Origin of the sequence: Frankia sp. AgB1.9 (genome assembly GCF_016786355.1) — a bacterium.
Classification (GTDB): domain Bacteria; phylum Actinomycetota; class Actinomycetes; order Frankiales; family Frankiaceae; genus Pseudofrankia.
In genome coordinates, this window is the sequence record NZ_JADWYX010000032.1 from 1 (window position 1) to 20241 (window position 20241).

The following is a 20241-nucleotide window of genomic DNA, read 5'->3' on the forward strand; positions in this document are numbered from 1 at the left end:
CTCCGCGCCCTTTCCGGCCGCTAAGCCTCTGCGACCGCGCGGGCGTAGCTGGCCAGGTGGGCGTCGGCGCTGGCGGCCCAGGTAAACTCGCCGGCTCGGGCCAGGCCCGCGGCGGACAGCTGCGAACGCCGCTCGGCGTCGTCGAGCAGCGAGCCCAGCTCGCGGGCGATCGAGTCGACGTCCGGCTGGGTGTAGGCGACGGCGTCGCCGCCCACCTCAGGCAGCGACAGCCGGGGCGTGGTCAGCACCGGAGCGCCGCAGGCCATCGCCTCCAGCACGGGCAGGCCGAAGCCCTCGCCGTGGGACGGGTAGGCGACCAGCTCGGCCCCGCCCAGGTAGCCGGGCAGGTCGGCGAAACGCAGGTAGCCGGGCCGCAGCACCCGCAGGTGGCTGGGCACCGCCGCGACGGCCGCGTCCACCTCGTCGTCCCAGCCGGAGCCGCCCGCGAGCACCAGCGCCGGTGGCTCGTCGCGCCAGTGCACCGCCTCGGCCCAGGCCCGGATCAGGTTCGGCACGTTCTTGCGCGGCTCCAGCATGCCGAGGAAGGCCACGTACCGGCGGTCGCCGAGGCCGAGGCGCATGCGCACCCGGCGCCGGTCCTCCTCCGTCGGCGGGTGGAACGTCGCCGTGTCGACGCCGTGGTAGGCCACGTCGGTCGTCGTCGACTCGCCGTCCAGGACCCGGACGAGCTCGTCGCGGGTCGCCTTGGACGGGACGATGATCCGGTTGGCCTTGCGGACGGCGGTGCGCATCGCCGAGCGGAAGAAAGTGCCCTTGACGGCGGTGTGCATCTCCGGCTCGGTGAAGAACGTCACGTCGTGGATCGTCACGCACACCGGCCGCTGCGCCCGCAGGGGCATCGTGTAGTGCGGCGAGTGGATCACGTCGGCTGCGACCTGCTCGGCCACCAGCGGAAGCCCGGTCTGTTCCCAGGCCAGACGCGCCGGCCGGTGCGCGATCGCCGCCGGACCAGACATAACGGTGGCATCCGGAGCCATCCGACTGTAGCGTTCTTCGTCCGACCTTTGGCACACGAGCGCCAGATCGGCGCCGGCCGCGCCCAAGGCGGCGACCAGCCCATCGACATAGCGCCCGACACCGCCGCGATCCGCCGGAACCGCGGTGGCGTCGACGAGCACCCGGGGTCCCACGGCGCTCCTTCCCACCCAGACGTCTGCCTGCTCGAATCTGTATCCGGGTCAGTAGCCCAGCTTGGTCCTGCGCGCCGAGCCGCCGCAACCACGCGGGCTGGCCGTGCGCGAGAGGTCAGGCCGGCGAGGGCGCGTCATCTGATCGCGCCCCGACAGCCCACTTCTGTGGCCGTACCCGCCACGGGCCCGGCGACCACAGGCCCCCGCCCATCCGCGTTCGCGGTGGGCCGGGACAGGTGACCTCCGTGCCCGGCGTATACAACCGGGGCAACACTACGCCCGCCCGTCACCGGCGACGGACACGGCTGGGAAACCGCTGACTCGACGGTAGAGCGCCCAGCACGCGCGCGCCGCCTCAATCCAGCTAAAGCCTTCCGCCCGCTCGCGTCCGGTCCGCGACAGCCGCCCGCGCAGGGCGTGATTGGTCAGGATGTGGCTGACGGCGTCGGCCAGCGCGGTCGGGTTGTCGATCGGCACGACCAGCGCGGCCGGGCCGGTGACCTCGACGAGCGCGGGCACGTCGGAGACCACGACCGGCACCCCGTGCGCCATCGCCTCGATCGCCGGCAGGCCGAAGCCCTCCGACCGGGACGGCATGACGAGCACGCTGGCCCGCGACAGCACGACCGCGAGGTCCGCGTCGTCGATCCGTCCAAGAGAGCGGAACCGGCCCTCGCCGACGCCCAGCTTGGCGGCCTCCGCCGCGGCGTCCAGGACGCCCCAGCCGGGCTGCCCGACGTGCAGCAGCGGCAGGTCGACGGCGCCGCCGGTCAGCATCCCGAGCGCGGCGAGCGCGACCTCCAGGCCCTTGCGGGGCTCCAGCGTCGCGAGCGTCAGTAGATAGCCGCCCGCCGGCAGGCCGAGCCGCCTAGCTCGCTCGTCGGCGTCCGGGCCGACTCGGAGCACCGCGTCGCTCGCGCCCTCGCCGATGACGTGGACCCGGCTGTCGGGCACCCGCAGATGGGCGCGAAGGTCCGCGGCGACGGCATGGGTCGGCACGACGATCGCGTCGGCGGTGCGGGCGGCCCGCTGGCCCATCTCCTGATGCCAGCGGGCGCCGTGCGGGGTCAGCGTGCGCGGGTGGGTCCAGGGGACGGCGTCGTGGATCGTCACGACCAGGGCCGTGCCACGGCGCCGGGGCGGCACCAGCAGCGTCGGGGCATGCACGACATCCACGCCGGTGGGCGTAGGGCCGACGCCACGGGCCCAGGCCGTCGCCAGCGCCCGCCGGGCCAGCGGCAGCCGCAGCGGGCCGAGCACCCCGGGAATCAGCGCGTCCTCGGCCACCGGCCCCTGGCTGCCCGGGCGCCGGTCCAGCAACTGGCGGCCGAGCCTGGCCACCGGCCCCTTCGGCGGCGCGGCGCGGCGTTCCGGGCGCCACGCGCACCAGCCGGTGACCCCGTCGCCGGGGGCGGCGGTCCGGGCCAGCGCGGCGGCCAACTCCGCCGAGTAACGCCCGGTGCCACCTGGCACCGGCGCCAGTACCTGTTCGACTAGGAAACCCACCCGCACCGGTCGGCCCTCCTCAGCGTCGCCCGGTTCGACCGGAACGGTCGGAACCGGCGCCGGCGGAGTTCTTCCCGCGCCCACCAGCGGTCTTGCCACCCGTGCCGCCCTTGCCTGCGGGCTTGCCGCCCCCGGAGCCATCGGCCGCCTTGCCGGTGCCCGGCCGCGGGCTGGGGCCGTCGGACCCGCGCAGCGAGTTGATCCCGGCGTAGACCATCACGACGCAGGCGAACCCGCCGATCACGTAGCCCCAGGTCCGCTCGTGAAAGACCGCGAACAGCGCGCCGAGGCCGAACACGACCAGGCCGAAGAACAGCACGGTCAGCAGGATGGCGAGCGCCCGCTGGGCCCGCACGTCAGGCCCGCCGACGGGCGTGCGTGAGCACCACGCTGCCGCCGTCGTCCGGGGCCCGCCGATCGGCCAGCGCGACCAGCGGGGACAGCGGGGCCGCGGCGTTCCAGCCCGCCTTGCCGCCCTTGGCGGACAGCGTCATGTACAGCCATTCGGCCCGCTCGGACCGGAACATGTGGGTCTGGCGTTTCACGTCCAGGCCGGCGGCGTCGAGCAGCTTGGTCAGCGTCTCGGCCGGATAGGCGTGCTTCACGTGGTAACGCTCGCGGTGGTGGGCCAGTTTGTCGGGCCAGCGGTCGGCCCTGGTGAGCGCGTCGGCGGACATCACCAGGTCACCGCCCGGGCGCAGCACCCGAGCCATCTCGGCGAGCGCGGCGGCTCCGTCGTCGAAGTGCTCGATGGCGCACACCGACATGACGACGTCGAAGGAGCCGTCCGCGAACGGCAGCGTCAGGGCGTCGCCCTCGACGAGGCCCGGGTGGCCGCGCAGCTTCTGGCCGAACTCGAGCTTGTTGCGGGCCAGGTCGAGGCAGACCGCTCGGGCGCCGCGGCGGATCGCCTGGCCGGCCCAGTAGCCGTCACCGCCGGCGACGTCCAGCAGGGTGCGCCCGGTCAGGTCGCCGGCCCAGCCCAACAGGGTCCCGACCTCGCGGCGGCGCATCACGTGCACCTGGTGACCGAAGTACGCCAGGGTGTCGTCACGCAGCGAACTCATGACTCCAGTCTGCCCGCCGCCCCGATCAGCGGCCGTGGCGGGTCGGTCGCCGCGCCGGGGCGGGCGCGCACCCCCGGCCTGCCCTCGGCGCGGATCAGCAGATGAGCCGTCACGTGACCGGCTGGGGACCGCCGGGCAGGGTGTGGCCGGCCGGGCCCCGGGAGCCCGGGGTGGCGACCCACAGGTAGGTCGGAGCCAGCGGCAGGGCGGCGCGGGCCAGCCAGGCTCGGGCCGGGGCCGGCAGTCGCCCGGGCGCGGTCACCGCGCGCAGGAGTCCCCGGGCCGGGCCGCCCGGCGGCAGGTCGGCCTCGGCGTGGAACGCCTCGGGAGCGAGCAGCACCGGCACGGTGTAGTCCCAGGCCCGCAGGCCGGCTCGGGCCAGCATCCGGCGCAGGCCCGGCCGGGAGCGGTAGCGCTCGTAGTAGTGCTCACCGCGGCCCGCCGCCCGCAGGTAGCGGTCGGCCAGGCCGGGCGGCAGCCAGGACAGCAGCGGCAGCCCGTGGTGCGGCTCCATGACCCCGAGGCGGTTGCCCAGCCCGAGGTAGGCGAGCCCGTCCCGGGCGAGCACCCGGCGTACCTCGGCGAGCAGCACGTCCGCGTCGACGACGTGCTCGTAGATGTGGTTCAGCACGACGACGTCCACGGTGCCGTCGGCCAGCGGCAGCGCCAGGCCGTCGGCCTGGATGAACCTGGCCCGGCGGGAGAACCGGGCCCTGGCGCGGCGCAGCCCGGCCGAGTCGATGTCGACCCCGGTCACCTCGGCGCCGGCCGCGGCGAGCTCGTCGCAGATGAACCCGGCGGAGCAGCCGATGTCGAGCACCCGAAGCCCGGCCAACGCCTGCGCCCCCTCGCCGTCGCGCCCGAGGAAGTGGGCGAGCACGGCGATCAGCTTGCGGGCCTTGCGCCGCCGGGTGAACTCGTCCAGCGACCGCGGCTCCAGCTCGGAGTAGGCGAGCTGGCGCCCGCGCCTCTGGGCGTCCCGCCCATTCGACGCCCGCGCGTTCCGCCCGTTGGACGCCCGAGCGTCCCGCTCCTTCGGCTCGGGCGCGTCCCGCCCGTTCGACGCCGGCGCGTCGCGCCCGCGCGAGGCCCAGGCGCCCGTCCGTGTCCTGGTTCGACGGGTTCGCGCCCGCCCCGCCGCCGCACTACGTGTTGATGCTTTCACAATCGGTGAGAGTACGAAGCGCACTCAAACGCTTACCTATTGCACTCGAACGGCGCCCATCAGGACGTCGAGGTATCGATCCCAGCCGCCGGTCGTGTCCGGGGGCCGGACCTTCGCCGTCAGCGCGGCCAGCACACCCGGCTCGTAGAGCCGGCGCAGGGCGGCGGCCAGCGCGGCCGGGTCGTCCGGTGCCACCAACAGGCCATCGACACCGTCGGCGACCGCCGCGGGCAGGGTGCCGACGGTCGTGGCCACGACCGGCAGGCCGTGCAGGTGCGCGAGGTCGACGTTCTGCGACGCGGTCCCGGCCCGGTAGGGCAGCACGAGCGCGTCGGCGGCGGCGAACAGGCCTGGCACGTCGGCCGCGTCGACGTAGCCGGGCCGCAGCTCGACCCGACCGGCCAGGCCCAGCTCGGCGACGAGTGCCCGGGTCTGCTCCGCCCCGCCCCAGAACTCGCCGGCGACCGTCAGCGCGACGTCCTCCGGCCCGGCCGCGAGTGCCCGCAGCAGCACGTCCAGTCCCTTGTAGGGCCGGACCAGCCCGAAGAACAGCAGCCGCCGCGTCGGCTCGTCCAGGCGGGTCTCGGGACGAGAGGGCGACGGGTGGACGCGACGGGTCTCGGCGGCCCACAGATGGGGGGCCATCGCGGCGACCCGGACGGGCGCGGTGGTCAGCGTGGCGGCGCGGGTGGCCTCTGCGTCGGTGTGGACCAGCACGGCGTCGGCCCGGCGCAGCACGGCCCGGGTCAGCGGCTCGTCCACCGCCCGCCGCTCGTGCGGCAGCACGTTGTGGCAGAGGGCCACCACCGCCGGCGAGCCGGCCCGGCGCCCGCCGCGCGCGCCGAGTCCGGTGAGGATGCCCAGGTAGGCGGGCGCCTGGATCGGGGTGACCACCACGAGGACCACGACGTCGGTGCCGGCCCTCAGCCGGCGGCCCAGCCGCACCCAGCCGTCCGGGCGCCGCCAGGACAGCGGGTACCGGGTCGGGGCGAAGGGCTCCATCTCGGGCGCCTCGACGCGCTGCTGGCCCGGGTAGAGCCGCGCCGGGTACTGCGCCGACCAGGACTCGATCCGCACGTCATGGCCCCGGGCCGCCAACCGGTGGGCGAGCTCGGTGGTGTGCTGGGCGATCCCACCCTTGTACGGGTGGGTCGGCCCGATGATCGTGATCCGCCGAGACGGCGGGCCGGGCCGGGCGGACGGGCCGCTCCCGGCCGGGCCCGTCTCGTCAGTTGCTGCCACGGGAGCGGGCGACCAGGTCGCCGATCAGCGCGAGCACGGCGATCTGGAAGCCGACCAGGATCGCCAGCACCGTCGAGGTGGTGACGTGGAAGTTGTAGCGGCTGACGTCATAGATCAGCTTCACGAAGCCGAGACCCATGATCCACAAGGCGACCGGCATCAGCACCTTGATCGGGTCGAAGTACATGACCATCCGCAGGACCTGCAGGATGTAGCGCCGAGCGTCCTTGAACGGGTGGAACTTCGACTTCCCGGCCCGCTTCGCGTAGTCGATCGGGATGTAGTCGACCGGGTGCTGGTTGGACAGGAACGCCATCGTGATCGTCGTGACGCAGGAGAACCCGGGCGGCAGCAGCCGCAGGTAGGGCAATGAGACCTCGCGCCGGAACGCCCGCAGGCCCGAGTTCAGGTCCGGGATCCGCATCCCGGCCAGCCGGGACGCGACCATCCGGATGAACCACTTCGCCGGCACCCGGGCCCACTTGTGGGTGCCTTCCTCCGTCTTGCGGGCGCCCACGACCTGGTCGACGTCCGGGTTGTCGTCGAGGTACTTGACGAACTCCGGGATGCGCTCGTTCGGGTAAGTCATGTCCGCGTCGGTCCAGACGACGATCTGGCCGCGCGCCTCCTGGGTGCCGATCCGCCGGGCCGTGCCGGAACCGCCGTTGCGGCGGAACGGCATCAGCCGCATCTTCGGGAACCGGGGCACGACCTCGTGCAGCACGGCCAGCGTGCCGTCGGTGGACTTGTCGTCGATCACCAGCAGCTCGTAGCTGTACCGGCTCGCGTCCATCGCCGCGGTGATCCGCTCGAGCTCCAGGACGACGTGGTCCTGCTCGTTGTAGCAGGGCAGCACGACCGTGACGTACGGCGCGTCGCGCTGGATCGAGAACTGCTCGTCGTCGCCCGGCTCGGTGATCAGAGACATGTCCGATGGCTGCGGCTGGCGGATTGCGCTGACACTCACGTCGGTCTGACTCCCGGTTGCATGTGGAGATGTGCGGCCCGCGCCCGCGGAGGCCCAAGCGAGGCCCCTGGAAACGCCGTGCCCGCGGCGGCCTCGGCCAGCCGAGCCCCGGCCCGCGTCAGCCGGCCTGGCAGGCGGCCGGCCGGAGAAGGCACTGGCGAGCCGCGGTGGCACAGGCGAACTCTGGCCCGCGCGTCGCGATGCCCCATGCAGCGTGACACGGTGTGAGGCGGCTCCGGACGTTGGGCGGGCCGTGAACACGCTATGGCCTAGTTAGCGCAACGGAGTGTAGTCGAGACGTGGCCCTGCCCACGCCGCGGGCGCGCGACGGGCTCGGCGGCCAGCTCACCCGGCCCCGGTGAGCCAGGGCGGCATCCCGGCGCCTACTGTGGGAACGTGGGTGCGTTCAGGAGTGATCTGCGGGAGTACGTCCAGCACGTCCGGTCCCTGCACGCGGGCCGCGAGACCTCGGCGGTCGCGTTGGTCACGGGGCTGCGTTACCCGTTGGCCTACGGCAAGCCGATCTGGACCGGTTCGCGGACCGTCATCGAGGGCCACGAGCGGTTCGAGTTCAGGCCCGGCGACGGGGTGCTGCGGGTCGGCCTCGGGTCGTTCGGCCTGTCCAGCAAGCACGACACCTCGGTGGTGCGGGTGCACCCCGAGGGCCGGCTGCGCTGCGAGGGCGTCGTGTCGATGCAGCGCGGTGTGCGGGTCGTCGTCGACTCCGGCCTGCTGCAGATCGGGCATGGCACGAACATCAACGGCTTCGCGAAGATCCTGGTCCGGGACCGGGTGTCGATCGGCGAGCACTGCACGATCTCGTGGAACACCCAGCTCCTGGACAACGACTTCCACCCGATCGTCGTCGACGGGGTGCCGCAGCCGCAGAGCGCGCCGATCGTCATCGAGGACCATGTCTGGATCGGCGCCGGGGCGATCGTGCTGAAGGGCGTCACGATCGGCGAGGGCGCCATCATCGCCGCCGGCGCGGTCGTGACCAAGGACGTCCCGGCCAAGACCATCGTCGCCGGATCACCCGCGAAGAGCATCGGCACCGCCGACGCCTGGAGCTGAGCCCCGCCGATCCGATTCCCTGGACGTTGCGCGCTCATAGGGCGGATCGGGTGACAACCGGCGAGGTCAACGGGCTGTCGCGCCCCTACGATGGCAGGCGTCCGTCGTCTCGGGGGTCTTCTAGCGTGTCCGCAGTCGTGGCAGTCCGGAGCCAGGAGCTCGCCGCCGCCCGTCAGCTGCTGCGGCCCGAGGTCCGGCTGCGCCCGTGGCGGGTGCTGCGCCGGGTGCCCGCGCCCATCTGGCTGATCACGGTTCTGTTCACGCTGCTGCTGAGCAGCTGGTCGGTGCTGGTCCCGCAGTACCACGCGCCCGACGAGCCGCATCACGTCGACGCCGTGATGCGGCTGGCCGAAGGCAAGGGCTGGCCACCTGTCGGGCACGCCACGGTCTCCCCGGAGACGGTGGGCTCACTGGCCGCCGCTCCGGTCGGCACCCGCGCGAAGCCGTACCTGCTGGTCCCCGGCCCGTTCAGCAAGGCGGACGCCACCCCGCGCGCCGACCGGCCCGAGTGGCGTGAGCTCCCGAAGCCCGGCCAGCCACTGCCCGACGTGCAGCAGATGATGCAGCACCCACCGCTGTACTACCTGGTCGGCGCCGGCCTGCTCAAGGCCCTGCCTGGAGCCCCGCAGGATCTGCGCTTCGACCTGGTCATCGGGCTGCTGCGCCTGATGAGCGTGCTCATGGTCGCCCCGCTGCCGCTGGTGGCCTGGGCCTGCGCCGACCGGCTGACCGAGAGCCGGGCGGCGGCCCGGGTCGCCGCGCTGGTCCCGCTGGGGATCCCGATGCTCACCCATGTCGGGTCGAGCGTGAACAACGACGCCCTGCTGGTCCTGACCGGCTCGCTCGCGACGCTCGCGATCTGCTTCGTGCTGCGCGGCGACACCTCGATCCGTACCGGCCTGTGGACCGGCGCGTTCATCGGCCTGGCGATGTTCTCGAAGTCGCTGGGCGTCGTGTTCGTTCCGCTGGCGGTGGCCGCCTACCTGCTGGCCTGGCGGCGCGGCCGCCGGGCGGTCGCCGATGCCCAGACGCTCGCGGCCGCCCCAGGCTCCGTTGCCGGGCCGGCCGGCGGGCCCGGCCCCGCGAAGGTTGACGCGCCGTTCCTGCTGGCCGACGCCGCGACCGACCCGACCGTGCCCGCGCGGGCCGCCCGGTTCCCCTGGTGGCCGCTGCTGCTCGGCTCGCTCACGGCGCTCGCGGCCGGTGCCTGGTGGTTCGTCGTCAACCTCGTCCGTTACCACACGTTCCAGCCGTCGACGCCGGGCTTCGTCCCGGGCACGAAGCTGTCCGGCTGGTCGGAGTTCACCGACGTGCTGGTCAACGGAACGATCCTGCGGTGGTGGGGCGACTTCGGCTGGTTCGAGGTGAGCGTGCCGGAGCTCGCGGCCCGGATCGGCACCGCGACCGTCGCCGTCCTCCTGGCCGTCGCCATCGTCCAGGCACGCCGCGCGGACCGCCGGGTCGACCTGCTCTGCATGCTGTGGCCGACGGTGGGGCTGTTCGCCCTGATGACGCTGCAGTCCGCGCTGCACTTCCACAAGTCGTTCTACGTCTCCGGCGTCTCCGGCCGGTACCTGTTCGCGGGTCTCGCGGCGCTCGCCGTCCTGGTGGGCGCTGGTGCGGCGTCGCTCGGGAGATTCACCCGGTTCACCCCGGCGCTGGTGCTCGCCGCGGCGGTCACGATGCAGGCGCTGGCCGTGCACGCCGTGTTCCCGCGCTGGTGGGAGGGCCCGAAGGGCAGCCCGAGGACCGGGCTGGACAGCATGCTCGCCTGGTCTCCGTGGCCGGCGGTCGCGGCCGAGGTCGCCTTCGGGCTGCTGGCGCTCGGGCTCGTGGCGACGGTCGTCTGGGCCGTCGTGTTCGCGGTCCGCCCCGACCCGCGCGACCCCGGCGAGCCGGCCACGCCGGCCGGGGTCCCGCTCGGCGACCTGATCGCGGGCCACGCCGGCGAGCCGAGTGGCTATGACTGGTTCGGCGCCGGTCTCCCCGCGCCCGACAACGGCACCGACCCGGCCGCCGCCACTCAGCCGGCCGACTCCGCGCCGACCCCTGATGCCGCACCGCCCTCCGGTGCCACCCCGACGCCGGGCACCGCGACGGGAACGGTGCCGCCCGGCGACGCGGCCGCACCCCGTGTGCCTGGCGCACACCGGCACCGACGCGCCTAAGCCGCCCACCGTCCGTCAGCTGACCGGGCCACAGGCGCCGGAGGCCACCGACTCCTCCGCGATGGTCACGAATCCGCCCAGGGCGCGCTAGGTAGCCGGCCAACTCTGGCTGAGCGCAAACAGGAACTACTTTCAGCAACTGACCGGTGGCGATACGGCGTCGAGGGTCGGGTCGCAGACTGAGGACCTGTCCGGGGGAGGTCTGCCGGCTCGGTCGGGGGGGTCCGTGCGCCGCAACCAGCGCCAGGCGCTCGCCGTCCCGGCGGCACGCACGCAGCCGTCGCCCAGCACCGGAGCCGGAACGGCCGGGACCGCCGCCCCAGACCAGGCCGCCGCAGACCAGGCCGCGGCTGACGACTCGGGGACCGCGGCGAAGGCCGACGTCACGGGGGCAGAGACGGCCCTCGCTCCCCCGGCCGAGCCAGGCGCGCCGCTGCCGGCCGCGCCGAGCGAGGCTGCCGCCGCGCCACGGGCGAGCGTGCAGGCCGTCCTCGGGCTCACCGCGCCGCGGCGCGCGCCCGTCCTCGCCCAGCAGGCGCCGACCCTGCCCCAGCAGCTCACCCTTCCGACGCATCCGACGTATCCGCTGGGAGCCGTCGCCGCCGAGCCGCTGGCCCCGGACGACCCGGAGCAGCTTGGCGACTACCAGCTGGTCGGCCGGCTCGGCGAAGGCGGGATGGGCACCGTCTACCTGGGCGTCGCGGGGGCGGACACGGCCATCGGGCCGCACGGCCTCGACGGCGAGCTACGGCTGGTCGCGATCAAGATGATCCGGGCCGACCTGGCGCGGCTGCCCGAGTTCCGGGCCCGGTTCCTGCGCGAGGCGGACGTCGCCCGACGGGTCTCCCGGTTCTGCACCGCCGAGGTGCTGGAGGTCGTCGACCCGCCGAACGGCCCGCCCTACCTGGTGACGGAGTACATCGACGGCCTGACGCTGACCCGGGCCGTGCTGGCGGGCGGCCCGCTGCGCACCGGCGATCTGGAGCGGCTGGCTGTCAGCGTCGCCGCCGCGCTGACCGCGATCCACGGAGCCGGGCTCGTCCACCGCGACCTCAAGCCGTCGAACGTGATCCTCTCCGCGCTCGGCCCGCGGGTCATCGACTTCGGCATCGCCCAGGCGACCGACGCGCATGGCGTGCTCAGCCACGACATCCAGCGCATCGGCACCCCGGCGTTCATGGCACCCGAACAGGCCAACGGCCAGCCGGTGACGGCGGCGGCGGACATCTTCGCCTGGGGCGGGCTGATGACCTACGCGGGCACGGGCGTGCTGCCGTTCGGGGACGGGCCCACGCCGGTGCAGCTGTACCGCGTCGTCCACACCGAACCGAACCTGGACGGCCTCGGCCCCGCGCTGCGCCCGATCGTCACGCACGCGATGCGCAAGGACCCGGCCGACCGGCCCACCGCTCAGGAGCTGTTCCTCCAGCTCGTCGGCATGGGCCCGCAGACCCACCTCGACCCGGCGGTCAGTCACGCGATCCGCTCGGGTGCCCTGCCCGGACCCTCCACGGCACTGGTGGACACCGACCCGCATCCAGATCCCAACCACCTCGGGGACGCCGCGGTCCCCGGCCCGGCCGTCCTGGCAGCCACCGCCTCGACGGGCACGGCGCCCGGGACCACCGCCGGCCAGGCCGCGCACCTCGCGGCCACCCTGCGGGCCCTGATCCGCCCGCGCGTCGACGGCGAGGCGGCCCAGCCCGACCCCGCGCCCGCCGGCCGCAAGGGGACACGTACCTGGCGGGACGGGCTGCGGCATGCCTCCCTGCTGGTCACACCGCTGCTGGCGCTGCTGCTGATCGGGATCCTCATCCCGGTGATCCTGCTGCACGGCCCCACGAAGAGCCCGACTCCGGCCTCGATCGCGACGGACGTCGCCGCCTCGGCCGACCAGGTCCGCCCGACCGCCGCCGCGCTCGCCGACGCGCTGAGCCTCGCCGCGTTCCGGATCAGCCCGGCCCCGGCCGCCCGCGCGAGCCTGCGCACCTCGTTCGCGGCCGCGGCCGCCACACCGCTCACCGGGCACACGGGCGCCGTCCTCGGGGTCGCGGTCAGCCCCGACGGCCGGCTCGCCGCCACGACCTCGGCCGACGGCAGCATCCGCCTCTGGGACGTCAGGGACGCCGGCTCCTCCCGCCCACTCGCGGTGATCGACCAGGAGGACGGCTGGGTCACCGCCGCCGCGTTCAGCCCGGACGGGAACCTGCTCGCCACCGCCGGCTACAACCGGCTCGCGACGCTGTGGGACGTCAGCGACCCCACCCGGCCCAGCAAGGTCGCCAGCCTGCGCGGCCACGACGGCTACGTCGCCTCGGTGGCGTTCAGCCCGGACGGGAACCTGCTGGCCACCGCCGGCTACGACGACACCGCGCGGGTCTGGAACGTCGTCGATCCCACCGACCCGGTCCAGCTCGCCGTGCTCACCGGCCACACCGGCTGGGTCAGGCAGGTGGCGTTCAGCCCGGACGGCCGGCTGCTCGCCACCGCGAGCACCGACCACACGACCCGGCTCTGGGACGTCGCCGACCCGAGCAGCCCGACGCTCCTGGCCACCCTGACCGGTCACACCGACTACGTGTGGGCGCTGGCGTTCAGCCCCGACGGCCGTGAGCTCGCCACCGCCGGCTACGACGGCACCGCCCGGCTCTGGGACGTCACCGACCCGGCTCACCCGCGGGCCGTCGCCACCATCCCGGCCGACGCGCACTGGGTGCTGGCGGTCGCCTTCAGCCCGGACGGCCGGACCCTGGCCACCGCCGGCCGCGACGGCACCGTCCACCTCTGGGACCTCACTGCCCCGGGTCAACCCGCGGCGGCCGGGGTACTCGCCGGCCACTCCGACTGGATCGAGTCGATCGCGTTCACCCCTGACGGCCAGTCCCTGCTCACCGGTTCCGCCGATCACACGGCCCGGCTGACCCCGCTGTCCGACGACGCGCTGACCGCCGCCGCGTGCCGCGACCGCTCCAGCCAGCTCGACTCGTCCCAGTGGCAGCGTTACGTCCCCGAAGTCCCGTACCGGCCCACCTGCTGACCGCGGGCCGTCCCGCCCGGCCAGCCCGCCCGCTGCCTACGCTCGGCGCATGACGCGACGTTCGCCGGACCCCGCACGTGCGCCGGACCCGGCCCTCTTGCCGGACCCCGTACGTGCGCCGGACCCGGCCCTCTTGCCGGACCCCGTACGTGCGCCGGACCTGGCCCATTCGCCGCACCCGGTGCTGGCCATCAGCGCCGAGACGGTGGCGGCGGTCGAGGCCGAGGCGGCGCGGGCGTATCGCAAGCACGGGGAACGGTCGATCCTGAACCCGGCGATGCCGGACGCGGTTCGGCTGCCTGTCCTCGTCGAGGAGGTCGGCGAGGTCGCCAAGGCGATGCTCGAGAACGCCGACCCGGCCGACCTGCGGGCCGAGCTGATCCAGGTGGCCGCCATCGCCCTCACCTGGCTGGAGGCGTTGCGCACGTCCGACGGCGCCGAGCGGCTGCGCTACAACCCCGCCAACAGCCCCCCGTACCAGGTGCCCGGCCCGCGCCGCGAAGCTCCCTTCGCCGGTCCCGCGACACGACCACCTTCGTGCCCGTGATCCCCGTTTAGGCCCTGAGGTGGTCGTAGAAACGCCCCGATCACGACCCGCCGAGGGCCGAACCCGCGATCAACAGCCGGCGGTCGACGCTTAGGACGGGCGGTCCGGGTGGTGGTTGCGGCCGGGGGCGCGGTGGCGCGGCTCGTGGCGTTCCTGGTTCGCGGCCGCGGACATCCGGCGGCGGCGAGGGACGCCGGAGCGGTCGAAAAGCTGAGACTGGCCGGCAACCCCCGACTCGGCCGGCTGGCCGGGTTGGACGGGCCGGACGGTCGAACCGGGCGGGATCGACTGACCCGCCGCGATCGGCTGGCCGGGCTGGATCGGCATCGCGGGCGCCGGGGTCGGCCCAGCGTCAGCTGCCGCGACCTCTGCCAGCGACGGGCCTGCCAGCGGCATACCTGGCGGTGGCGGGCCCGCCGGCGACAAGCCTGCCGATGCCGGGTTTGCCGATGACGGGCTCACCGGCGACGCCCCGCGCGGTGACGCCGCTGAGGATGACACCCCTGGCCTCGACCTGCCTGACGACGATGCGGACGGCGCAGGCACGGCGGCCTTCGCCGAGGTCGTCGGTGGGACGGGCGGAGCGGCTGCCATCGTTTCAAAAGGGGGCAGCATCGCCGGGGCCGGCGGCAGCAGGAACGCGCCTGTTCCGGCCCCTGGCGGGACTGGCGCAGGGTTGGCAGGAGCCGCGTTGGACGGAGCCGCCGGTGGTGCCGGTGGGGCGGGGTCCACGGCCGGAGGGGCCGGGGCCACGGCCGGCGCGGCCACGTCACGCGATGTGGTCCGGCGAGACCGACCCGCCGGGGCCGATGTCGGCCCGTCTGGCGCCTTGCGTGACGGGGAGGCCGAGGTACGAGTGGGCGTCCACAGCCGGGAGGTCTGTTCGGCCCGACCGTCACCGAGCAGGTCGGGCTCGGGGGCGGCGTGGTGGAGGCGGTGGCGCCCGCGAAGCCGCTCGGCCGCCTCGCGACCGGCACCGGCCCGGGTCCGCTGAGACGTCGCGTCCTGGCTGGTTGCCTGACCAGCACCGTCCTGACCAGCACCGTCCTGACCAGCACCGTCCTGACCGACACCGAGCCAGCCAGCGTCGTTCGGGCCCGCGTTGTTCTGGCCGAGGTCGTCCGGCCCGTCCGACTCCGGAGGTGACGCGCCCCAGCTCACGGTCGGGCCGGCCCCCTCCGGGGACTCGCGCGGCGCCGGCCCAGCCGGGAGCGCACGCGGGCCGCCGCGGCCCGTGCCGGCCCCGTAGACGCCCCCGCCGCCCCCCGCCGGCAGCGCGAGGCGGTCAGCCCCGTCCGGGGCGCCAGGCTCGCCGTCACGGCGGCGGCGCTCCTCCTCGGCCAGCCGGGCCCTCGCCTGTTCCAGCTTGCTGGGGCCTCGCCCGAACCGGGCCCGCAGCCGGGAGTCGGCCGACCGGGCGGCGGCGACCAGGCGTGGCTCCTCCAGCCGGGCGTTCAGCGCGTCGGCCGTCGTCGTCCGTTCCTCGGCCAGCGCCCGTTCCAGCTCGGCGATCCGATCGGACTTCTCGATGTCGATCGCGATCAGCCGCAGCCGTTCCGCGTCGAGCCGCGAGACGTCCCGGTGGTGCGACTGCGCGCTGGCGAGCGCCTCGTCCCGCTGGGCGACGACCCGCAGGTACAGGTCGAGCCGGTTACGTTCCAGCCTGGCCAGCAGCGGGTTCGACACCCAGGGCGCGAGCAGCTCGGCGATCCGGGCCGCGTACGGCGCCCGCCGGTCGACGATGATCCCGAGGCCGAAGATCGGCGCGACGGTGAAGAACCGCAGCTCCGGATGCCCGGCGACGAACTCCTCGACGGCGGAGCGCACCCCGTTGCGCGGGCCGCCCTCGGCGAGCGCCCAAGCGTAGGCGCCCTCGCCGCGCAGGCCCCGACCGGGAACGGCGTCGACCCGGTCGAAGGTGACGCCCGCGTCCCAGGTGAAGGGCTGTCGGTCGGCGCCGGTGAGCCGGTCCGGAGAGGTGTAGCGGTCACGCCGGCCGGTGGGCCAGCCGACGTCGTGCAGCAGGATCAACGGGAAGCTGGCCCGGCCGAACTCGTGGACCGCGTCGGCGACGGCCGCGAGCGTCCTGGCGACGGTGGCGAAGTTGGCGTCGCCGTCGATCAGGTAGGCGTCGGTCGGGGTGTGATCCTCGAGACCGGCGGCGCCGAATTCGCGGACCACCTCGATGTCGAGGCCACGCCCGGCCGCCGGGACCCGCCCGGGTTCCGGGTCGACGACCAGCAGCCGGCCCCCGCCGCCGGCCCGCAGCAGCTCGACGAGCAGCGCCGTGGTCTTGCCCTGCTCGGTGCCGAGCAGGGCGATGCTGCGAGCCCCGGCCGCGGCCAGCAGTGGCACCCACACCTCGCGCAGGTCCACGACGGACCGCAGCAGCAGCGTGGGCCCGTCCGGACCGGCCGCCGGGTCGTGCCGTTCAACCTGGCCCTGGCCCTGGTGGCCGTAGACCGCGAGATCTCCCGGTCCGCCTGGCGCGGCCCTGGCCGCGAGGTCGGCGAAGCTGGCCCGCAACGCGCCCTCGTCACGGCCGTCGCCCTTGGCCGCCAGCCCGGCGACGGGGCGTTGGACCGCCGGGGCCTCGGGCGCGGGAACGCCGTTGACCTCGGCCTGGGCCGAGGTGGCCGAACGAACGTAGGGCCGGGCTGACAGTGCCGTCGACGCGATCGGCAGGCGGTCGGGCTCGGCCGCCCGGGGCACGTCATCACCGGCCGGCAGGGGCTGCGCCGGTCCGGCCGCTTCGGACGGGCCGTCCGGGGGCTCAGGCCCGGCCGGTCCTCCGGTCGCCGTGTCGCTCACCGCAGGCCTCCCAGCTGTCGCATCACCCGGCGGGCGGCCCGGCGGGGAAGTTGCGGTCCGGCGGCCGGACCCGCGGCGGCGGGTACCGGGGCGGCCACAGGGTCCCCCCGGATCCCCATCCACCCAAATGCGAACTCGACGTCAATCGCGTACGTGCCACCCAGCTCGGGCATGCCCGGCAGATCCAGGTTGTAGACGAGTTGAGGGTCAGCGTCGAGGACTTCGACAAGGTTGGGCTGGAGTATTCGCAGCCCAACCAGCCCCAGGACAACGCCTCGACCACGGCCGGCCAACCCGGCCGATCCGGCGGCGGAGCCGGCGATACTGCCGCCGTTCCGGTCGGACTCGCCCGTCTCCAGCGAGCCGGGACCCTCGAACGCGGTGATCGTGAACTGTCGCGGCTCGCCGGCGCCGACGATGTGGAAGCCGAGAGTGAGCCAGTCCAGCCGCAGCAGGCCGCGCCTGCCGGCCGGGTCGATCCGGACCCGGCGCGCGCCCACCGCGTCGACCCGAAGCCGGACGAGAGACAGCCCGTCCCGCCCGGCGTACGGCGTCACGGTCGCCTTGGGGCCGCGGGCGAAGTCGGCACCCGTGTCGACGTAGACCTCGACGGGCCCCGCGGCGGCCGACGCGGAAAGCTCGCGCGGGTCGATGCCGGCCGCGACGGCGAGCTCGGTGACGAGCGCCAGCGGCCGGTTCGCGACGGCGGCGACGGCGGCCGGCCAGGTCGCCTCCCGCGGCGGCAGCTCGGCCAGGCCGGCCGGGCTCAGGTAGGGCATCCGCCGGATCAGCTCGGCCGGCACGAGACCCTGACCGTCCCCGTCGTGCCGCCAGGCGCCGAAGGCGGCCGCCTCCGCCGCGGTCGGCCGGGCGACGAACCGGGTGAGCGTGCGCAGCAGCGCCAACCGCGCGCCGTCGCCGCACAGCGATGGCAGCGCGCTGTCCCCGTCGTCCGGGGTCTGCGCCTCCCGGTAACGCAGCCACTCCCGTTGGAAGGCGCGAGCACCGTCCTGGACGGCGCCACGCTGCGCGAGCTGGGTGCGGCTGGCCCGCCCGAGGCCGAGCAGCGGAGTGGACCCCTCGTCGAACGAGATCAGCGCACCGGCATCGGCCATCGCGACCTGCTCTACGACGGCCGGGGCACGCAGCAGCTGGCCGGCGAGCCGGGCCGGCTGGCCGGCGGAGACGAGATAGCCCTCCATCCGGTGCCCGGCGAGCCGGTGCGCGTGGACGGCCGGGCCGGTCGCAAGGTAGAGGCCGACCGGGGTGACGTCACGGCCGGTGGCGGCCAGCAGCCGGGCGAGCAGCACCTGGGTCGTGCCGTCCCAGCCGAGGTCGACCAGCACGGCCGGGCCGCGGTCGGGTAGCCGCTCGTCGAGGTAGCGCAAGAACCGTTCGCGCAGCCGCTCGGCGGCCAGCACGATCTCGCCGCGGATCCGGTCGTCGTGGCTGAGCGTCTCCAGCAGCTCCTCGAGGATCTCGTCGAGCAGGCCCGCGGGCACGTCGAGCCGGCGCCCGGCCAGGGCGGAGATGCCGGGCACGGTGGCCAGGTCCACCCGAAGCCGGCGCAGCAGGGCGCCGACGGTGCCCACCGCGCCGCCAGCCCCGGTGGAGGTCCCGGACTCGCCGGGCGGCGGCCCGGTGCCGGCATGGGCCAGGAAGGCCCGCAGCTCGGGTGCGGAGGCCTCGAAGACGTTGGCCAGGGCGCAGACCTCGCGCGAGGCCCACAGCGGGCGGGCGGTCACGCCAGCGTCCCGGCCGGGCCCGGCGAGCAGACCGGCGACGAACTCCCCGGAGCGCATCAGGCAGAACGCCTCCTGGGCGCCCAGCTCCTGGGTCCGCTCCACGACCCACTCGGCGAATCCCGTGAACACCGGGCCGAACACCGTGGCTCCGGTGTCCCAGAACCGCCGTAGCGCCCGCGGCACCCCGGTCGCCTCGGTCCGGTGCAGCACCCGGGCGCGCAACGCCGTCAGCCCGAAGTCGCCGTATTCCGGGTCGACCGGGGTGGCGTCGTCCGGATCACCGAGCAGCCCCTCGGCCGCGAGGGTCGCCCGCAGCTCGGCCGTCGCCTCGCCCCGGCGGATCACCGTCACGTTCGGCGCGGAGGTCGCGGGCCTGGTGGCTCCCGCCTCGGCGGCACCGGTGGGGTCGCCGGCCAGGTGCAGGAGCCGGGCCGCCGGAGTGCCGGTGGCGGCGGCGACGTGGTCGAGCAGGCCGTCGGCCGGTCCGACGCCCACGTCGGCGGAGGTGAACAACCCGGCGAACGGGATGCCCGCCAGCTCCGCCCGGGCGAGCAGCCGGTCGAGCTGCGCGCCGGACAGGCAGGTGTCGGCGACGAGGTAGACCGGCAGGCCCAGCTTGAGCGCGGCCAGCTCGACGAGCTCCGCCGCGTCGAGGTCGACCCGGTAGATCGCCCGGAGGACGGACAGCTCCGCATCGAGCAGGTAGTCGAGCTCGCCGGCTCCGGGCAGGGCGGGACGCAGCAGCGCCCAGATCTCGTCCAGCCGTGGATGCCCGGCGCTCTGAGAACCGGAGCCCTGAGAACCGGTGCCGCCCCCGGAACCGATGGCACCCACCCGGCCAGCGCCCCCGCGGTTCGCCAGGACCTGCTGACGGGCTTGGGCCTCCGCGAGCACCCGCAGGTGCGCGAACTGGCCGGCGGTGACGTCGGGTGGCAGCCGGCCCGCGGCCGCCAGCCGTTCACCCAGTAGCAAGAACGCGTGGGCAGGCTCGGGAACCAGCCGCCACAGCAGCGTCTCGAAGACGTCGACGGACAGGGCGTCGGCGCCGCCGGAGTCCAGGTGCGACCAGGCGTGGCCGAGCCGCGCGTCATCGAACACTCGCACCACCCCCGGTCACCGTCACAGGCCGCGCGACAGCGGGTGATGCCACATTCCGGCAGGCCGGCGCCGGCCCGGCCGAAGCCGGCCGACTCCGGAGGCGCGAAGGTAGCAGTCGCCGGGCCGAACACGTGACCAGGCGCGCTGTCGCGCCTCCTCCGGCCAGGGCGGGTCAAGGCGTCGACCGGTGCCGGAGCAGGCGGCCCAGATACTATGAACCGCCCCGCGGAACCCGGCGACCGGCGTCAACGGCGACGCGAACAGTTGGGCGGCCATGCGCGGCAGTAGTGCAAGGACAGCAGTGCCAGCGGCAGTAGTGCCATGCGGGCGCACGGTGCGCCGCCGGAGCAGGGTACGAGGCCAGGGTGCGAGGCGGAGTACCGCGATGTGGGTACACGGTGTGACGCGGGTACTCGCCGATGTTCCGTACGAGGTGGCGACGCTGATCCCCGGTGCGGTCCGAGCGCGGGGCACGGGCGCACGACTATCGTCGCCAATTCCGGACGTCACCCGCCTCGGCGGGCACACCCGGGACCATGGCACGATCTGGACAACAACAGGGGCCGTCCGCGCTACGAACGGCGGTCCCAAGGCGACACAGGCCCGGCGACCCCCGGACCGGCGACCGGCCAGGGCCCGATGATCGTCGGTCGGTCCGCGTCG

At 74.7% G+C, this 20241-nt stretch carries 13 protein-coding genes; 4 read left to right on the forward strand and 9 right to left on the reverse strand.

From position 1 onward, the window contains the following. Positions 1 to 20: 20 nt before the first annotated feature. From I6A60_RS14755 to I6A60_RS14785, 7 genes are all read right to left on the reverse strand, one after another. Complete coding sequence (locus tag I6A60_RS14755; RefSeq protein ID WP_013427179.1) at positions 21 to 1151, reverse strand: glycosyltransferase family 1 protein; 1131 nt, start codon at positions 1149 to 1151, stop codon at positions 21 to 23. A 273-nt stretch (positions 1152 to 1424) separates the two neighbouring features. Next, entirely contained in the window at positions 1425 to 2663 is a 1239-nt protein-coding gene (locus I6A60_RS14760; RefSeq protein ID WP_203015986.1) for a glycosyltransferase family 1 protein, read from the reverse strand. Between the two features lie 13 nt (positions 2664 to 2676). Further along, positions 2677 to 3012, reverse strand: a complete 336-nt coding sequence (locus I6A60_RS14765) for a hypothetical protein (protein ID WP_203015988.1) — start codon at positions 3010 to 3012, stop codon at positions 2677 to 2679. A 1-nt stretch (position 3013) separates the two neighbouring features. After that, the gene (locus tag I6A60_RS14770; protein WP_203015990.1) at positions 3014 to 3724 is read right to left on the reverse strand and encodes a class I SAM-dependent methyltransferase; all 711 of its coding nucleotides are present in this window, start codon (positions 3722 to 3724) and stop codon (positions 3014 to 3016) included. 109 nt (positions 3725 to 3833) lie between these two features. Continuing rightward, positions 3834 to 4889 (reverse strand): methyltransferase domain-containing protein, encoded by a 1056-nt coding sequence (locus I6A60_RS14775; RefSeq protein WP_307873680.1) that lies wholly within the window; start codon positions 4887 to 4889, stop codon positions 3834 to 3836. Positions 4890 to 4925: 36 nt separating this feature from the next. Next, positions 4926 to 6059 (reverse strand): glycosyltransferase family 4 protein, encoded by a 1134-nt coding sequence (locus I6A60_RS14780; protein ID WP_203016035.1) that lies wholly within the window; start codon positions 6057 to 6059, stop codon positions 4926 to 4928. A 58-nt stretch (positions 6060 to 6117) separates the two neighbouring features. Beyond that, positions 6118 to 7059, reverse strand: coding sequence for a glycosyltransferase family 2 protein (locus I6A60_RS14785; RefSeq protein ID WP_203016033.1), 942 nt, complete (start codon positions 7057 to 7059; stop codon positions 6118 to 6120). Between the two features lie 435 nt (positions 7060 to 7494). Between I6A60_RS14785 and I6A60_RS14790 the strand changes: the two genes are divergently transcribed. The 4 genes from I6A60_RS14790 to I6A60_RS14805 all read left to right on the forward strand — a co-directional run bounded on the left by I6A60_RS14790 (position 7495) and on the right by I6A60_RS14805 (position 13924). Next, the gene (locus I6A60_RS14790) at positions 7495 to 8172 is read left to right on the forward strand and encodes a DapH/DapD/GlmU-related protein (RefSeq protein WP_203015994.1); all 678 of its coding nucleotides are present in this window, start codon (positions 7495 to 7497) and stop codon (positions 8170 to 8172) included. 137 nt (positions 8173 to 8309) lie between these two features. After that, a complete protein-coding gene (locus I6A60_RS14795; protein ID WP_307873682.1) occupies positions 8310 to 10340 on the forward strand; it encodes a DUF2142 domain-containing protein in 2031 nt (676 codons plus the stop codon). A gap of 226 nt (positions 10341 to 10566) precedes the next feature. Beyond that, positions 10567 to 13377, forward strand: a complete 2811-nt coding sequence (locus I6A60_RS14800; RefSeq protein WP_203015997.1) for a WD40 repeat domain-containing serine/threonine protein kinase — start codon at positions 10567 to 10569, stop codon at positions 13375 to 13377. 49 nt (positions 13378 to 13426) lie between these two features. Further along, a complete protein-coding gene (locus I6A60_RS14805) occupies positions 13427 to 13924 on the forward strand; it encodes a MazG-like family protein (protein WP_203015998.1) in 498 nt (165 codons plus the stop codon). Between the two features lie 90 nt (positions 13925 to 14014). Here I6A60_RS14805 and I6A60_RS14810 read toward each other — a convergent pair whose 3' ends face one another. Both I6A60_RS14810 and I6A60_RS14815 read right to left on the reverse strand, forming a co-directional pair. Continuing rightward, entirely contained in the window at positions 14015 to 16735 is a 2721-nt protein-coding gene (locus tag I6A60_RS14810) for a class I SAM-dependent methyltransferase (RefSeq protein WP_307873683.1), read from the reverse strand. Then, the gene (locus I6A60_RS14815) at positions 16732 to 19578 is read right to left on the reverse strand and encodes a haloacid dehalogenase (protein WP_203042261.1); all 2847 of its coding nucleotides are present in this window, start codon (positions 19576 to 19578) and stop codon (positions 16732 to 16734) included. Before I6A60_RS14815 ends, I6A60_RS14810 begins: the two co-directional genes overlap by 4 nt. Positions 19579 to 20241: the final 663 nt, after the last annotated feature.